This is a genomic window from Streptomyces sp. SID4985, from assembly GCF_009863025.1.
Classification (GTDB): domain Bacteria; phylum Actinomycetota; class Actinomycetes; order Streptomycetales; family Streptomycetaceae; genus Streptomyces.
In genome coordinates this window covers 1-3,791 of sequence record NZ_WWIR01000198.1, presented here as the reverse complement: position 1 = coordinate 3,791, position 3,791 = coordinate 1, and the positions used below count along the sequence as shown (strand labels likewise).

At 74.3% G+C, this 3,791-nt stretch carries 3 protein-coding genes and 1 pseudogene; 2 read left to right on the top strand and 2 right to left on the bottom strand.

The window, feature by feature from the left end; all coding sequences use genetic code 11:
• Both GTW40_RS07785 and GTW40_RS07780 read right to left on the bottom strand, forming a co-directional pair.
• Positions 1–888 (bottom strand): hypothetical protein (locus GTW40_RS07785; protein ID WP_161179416.1); only part of this gene is annotated, 888 nt, incomplete at its 3' end.
• A gap of 169 nt (positions 889–1,057) precedes the next feature.
• Positions 1,058–2,233, bottom strand: coding sequence for a UDP-N-acetylglucosamine--N-acetylmuramyl-(pentapeptide) pyrophosphoryl-undecaprenol N-acetylglucosamine transferase (locus GTW40_RS07780; RefSeq protein WP_161179415.1), 1,176 nt, complete (start codon positions 2,231–2,233; stop codon positions 1,058–1,060).
• Positions 2,234–2,656: 423 nt separating this feature from the next.
• Here GTW40_RS07780 and GTW40_RS07775 point away from each other — a divergent pair, with 423 nt between their 5' ends.
• The gene (locus GTW40_RS07775; protein WP_161179414.1) at positions 2,657–3,319 is read left to right on the top strand and encodes an RNA polymerase sigma factor; all 663 of its coding nucleotides are present in this window, start codon (positions 2,657–2,659) and stop codon (positions 3,317–3,319) included.
• Positions 3,319–3,791, top strand: a pseudogene (locus GTW40_RS07770) (hypothetical protein); the annotation flags it as partial. The gene GTW40_RS07775 and the pseudogene GTW40_RS07770, both read left to right, overlap by 1 nt.

Below are 3,791 nucleotides of genomic sequence, written 5' to 3'. Positions count from 1 at the left end.
GTGCCGGGCCGCGGCGGCGAGGCCCGCGTAGCGCAGGTCGTCGCCGAGGGCGGACCACTCCTCCGTGTCCTCCTCGTCCTGCTCCTCCGTCTCGCCGTCCGCGACCGTCGTCGGGAGGACCCCGGGCCCGGCCCGGCGTGCCCGTCGGACGCGCCGGGCGCAGAGCAGCGGGTTGACCACCAACGCACCGGTCAGGCCGAGCAGTCCGGGGACGCCTCCGAGCACGGCGACCACCAGCGGGGTGGTCACCGTGTCCACGGCCTCGCCCAGGAAGGGCCAGGGGAGGGCGACGACCGGTACGCGGTCGCCGGGGCGGATGTCCGCCGCGTCGCAGTCCACGCCCGCCTGCTCCACGCCGCCGTCCCAGGCGACGGTGCAGTCGTCCTCGGCGCGGTCCACCCGTACGACCTCGGCATCCGTGTGCTTCCCGAACACCGCGAAGTCCGCGGTGGCCAGCCCCACGAACAGGGCCGCCGCGAGGGCGAACACTGCCCACGACGGCGCGGTCGGCAGCAGCGGCCACCGGGCGGGCGCGGAGACCGGCCCGGCCTCTTCACTCAGCCAGGCGCCGAGCGTTCGCGCGTCGTGCGTGGCCAACCCCAGCCGCACGAGCCGCCCTTGAGGCGTCCGGTAGCGGAGACTGACCTTCTCGAAAGGGGGCTGCCCGACGGTGGAGACCGTCGCACCCAGCGCCTCGCCACCGCGCGGCAGGGCAACAGCGTTCCCGGACCGGTCGATGAATACGGGCCCGTCGAGGCGCGGGTCGATCAACAGCCGCCCCCTGCGCCCGTCGAGCCGACACCGGAAGTGCACGGCCCGCCCCACGGCCAGCGCGTGCCGCCGTCGCGCCGCGGCCCACCGGGCCAGCCCCGCAACGACCAAGGGCATCACCAGGAACCCCACAAAGCCGCCCACCATCGGTTCCGCCGTCTCCTTCACCGTGTTCGATCGGAGAAGCGTACGAGGACGCGGTGAAGCGCCTCGCAACGGGCGGCAGATGTGAAGCCGGGGTGACCTGAGCGAGTGTCAGGGCGGGCCGTTCACGCCCGCACGGGCGTCAGTCCCGTGCCGCGGACAGGATCACGTCCACGAGCCGTTCCGCGGCGTCCGGACGGCCGTGCGCCCTGGCCGCGGCGGCCATCGCGGCCCGGCGCCGGGGGTCGTCGAGGAGCGGGCCGACCGCCTCGCGCAGGTGGCCGCCGGTGACGTCGCCGAGGAGCGCGACCGCCGCCCCGGACTCCTCCAAGTGGCGTGCGTTGTGGGCCTGTTCGTTCCCGGCCGCCGTCGCGAGCGGGATGAAGACCGCGGGCTTGCCCAGGGCGGTCAGCTCGGCCAGCGTGCCCGCGCCGCTGCGCGAGATCACCAGGTCGGCCAGGGCCAGGACGTCCGGCAGCTCCGGTCCGACGAAGGGGGTGAGGTGATACCGGGCGGCGAGGGCGGCGGGCAGCCCGGCGGCACGCGCGGACAGCGCCTCCCGGTGGGCCGGGCCGCACTGGTGCACCACGTTGGCGCGCTCCAGGAGCCACGGCAGCGCGTCGCCGACCACGTCGTTGATCTGCTGCGATCCCTGCGCGCCGCCGGTGACGTACACCGTCGGCAGCCGCCGGTCGAACGCGTGCAGGCCCAGTGCCGTCACGGCCTTGTCCGGGTGGCCGGCCAGGACCTCCGGCCGTACGGGGTTGCCGGTGACCACCGCCAGGGACCGCACGTTCTGCGGCAGGAGCGGCAGCGTGGACTCCGAGGACACGGCGATCCGCGCCGCGGAACCGGCCAGCTTCCGGTTGGCGAGCCCGAGGCGGACGGTCTGCTCGTGCAGGACCAGCGGGACCCGGCACATCCTGGCGGCGAGCCCGGCCGGGACCGCGACGTAACCTCCCGTCGCCAGAACGACGTCGGGCCGGAAGTCGGAGACGGCGCCGCGCGCCTGGGCGACCCCGAGCGGCACGCGCGCCATGTCCCGGACATTGGCCGGTGACACCATCTTCAGCGGGTTCGCGGAACGCCGGATCTTCCCCGTGGCGACCGTGGTGAACGGGATGCCCTCCGCGGCGGTGACCCGTGCTTCCAGGCCCTCGGCCGTGCCGATCCACAGGACTTCGAGGGTGCGGCCGGTGGTCGCGAGGCGCGCCTGCAAGGTGCGGATCGCGGTGAGAGCGGGGTAGGTATGACCGCCGGTGCCGCCGCCCGTGACGATCAGGCGGAAGGCGGACGTCTGTCGGGGCTCGGTGTTCATGCGGCGCACCCTAGTGCCGCAACAGGCAACGTTCGCCCCGTCGCGACGCCCGGCACGCACTCTCGCCGCACCGGACGAAAGCCCGAGTACGCACAGTACGAGAGCTTCCGGCCGGCACGCCGAGAGCACGCACCGGACGCCGCTCCTTGACGGGCAAACGTTGCCTGCCGCGGCACTAGTGGGCGCGGACCGGGGGGCGTTGGGGCGACGGCCGAGGCCGCCACCCCCCACAGGAGAGGCCCCGGCCGTCGCGTGTGGCGGGTCTGGGTGCGGCCCGCATCTCGTACAGCGTCGGGAGTGCGGCTTGTGTCACACCGGAATGGATCACGAGTCAGTTGCATCTTCTACAGACATGGACGGGGCACTGTTTCAGGCCGTAACGTGCCTTTCGCGCCGACCACCAGACAGGCGTAAGGGAGTGCGGTGCAGGGGGACGACGCGGAGCTGACCGCCGCGGTGCGCGCGGCCCAGGGCGGTGACGAGGAGGCCTTCCGCACGGTGTACCGCGCGGTGCATCCACGGCTGCTCGGCTATGTGCGCACGCTGGTGGGGGAGCCGGACGCGGAGGACGTCACGTCCGAGGCCTGGCTCCAGATCGCCCGCGACCTCGACCGGTTCAGCGGGGACGCGGACCGCTTTCGCGGCTGGGCCGCGCGGATAGCCCGCAACCGCGCCCTGGACCACATACGGATGCGCGGCCGCCGCCCGCTGATAGGCGGCGACGAGAGCGAACTGACCGGCCACGCCGCCGAGTCGGACACCGCCGGTGAGGCGATGGAGGCACTCGCCACCGACGGCACCCTCTCCCTCATCGCACGTCTTCCGCAGGACCAGGCCGAGGCGGTGGTGCTGCGCGTGGTGGTCGGCCTGGACGCCAAGTCCGCCGCCGAGACGCTCGGTAAGCGCGCGGGAGCGGTACGCACCGCCGCGCACCGCGGCCTGAAGCGTCTGGCCGAACTCCTCGGCCCCGACCAGGAGTCGGCCGGTGGACTCGACGCGCTCCCGCCCCAGCGAGGACCCCGCGGCCATGCGGTCGGGCCCGCGGGTGTGACGCCTGCGCGCGCCCGGACGCAGAGGGACATGTGATGGCCGACGAGCACGACGAGTGGCTGGACCTCGAGACGTCGGAACGTCTGCTGAACGGCGAGCCGCCGCGATCTTCCGCCGACCGGGTCCCCGACGAGGCGACCCGGGTGACGTCCCTCCTGGCGGCCCTCGCCGCCTCCGCGGCCCCGGCGAAGGACGAACTCCCGGGCGAGGAAGCGGCGTTGGCCGCGTTCCGGGCGGCGAAGGCGGGGCGTGCGGCCGCCGTGCGCGATGCGGACGTTCCCGGCGGCGCCGTACCTATGTCCGAGGGGGCGGCGGGCGATGTCGTCCGTGACGCCGAAGCGTTCCAACAGACTTCTGTCGTAGGGGAGTTCCACGGTCTCGACGTGGGCGTCGTCCGCATCGGCACTCGGCCGGGGTGCCCCGTGGGCGAGCGGCGTGCGCGGTGGCGGCGGCCCGTGCGGATGGCGTTGGCCGCCGCCGTGGCCGTCGGGACGCTCGGCGGGGTGGC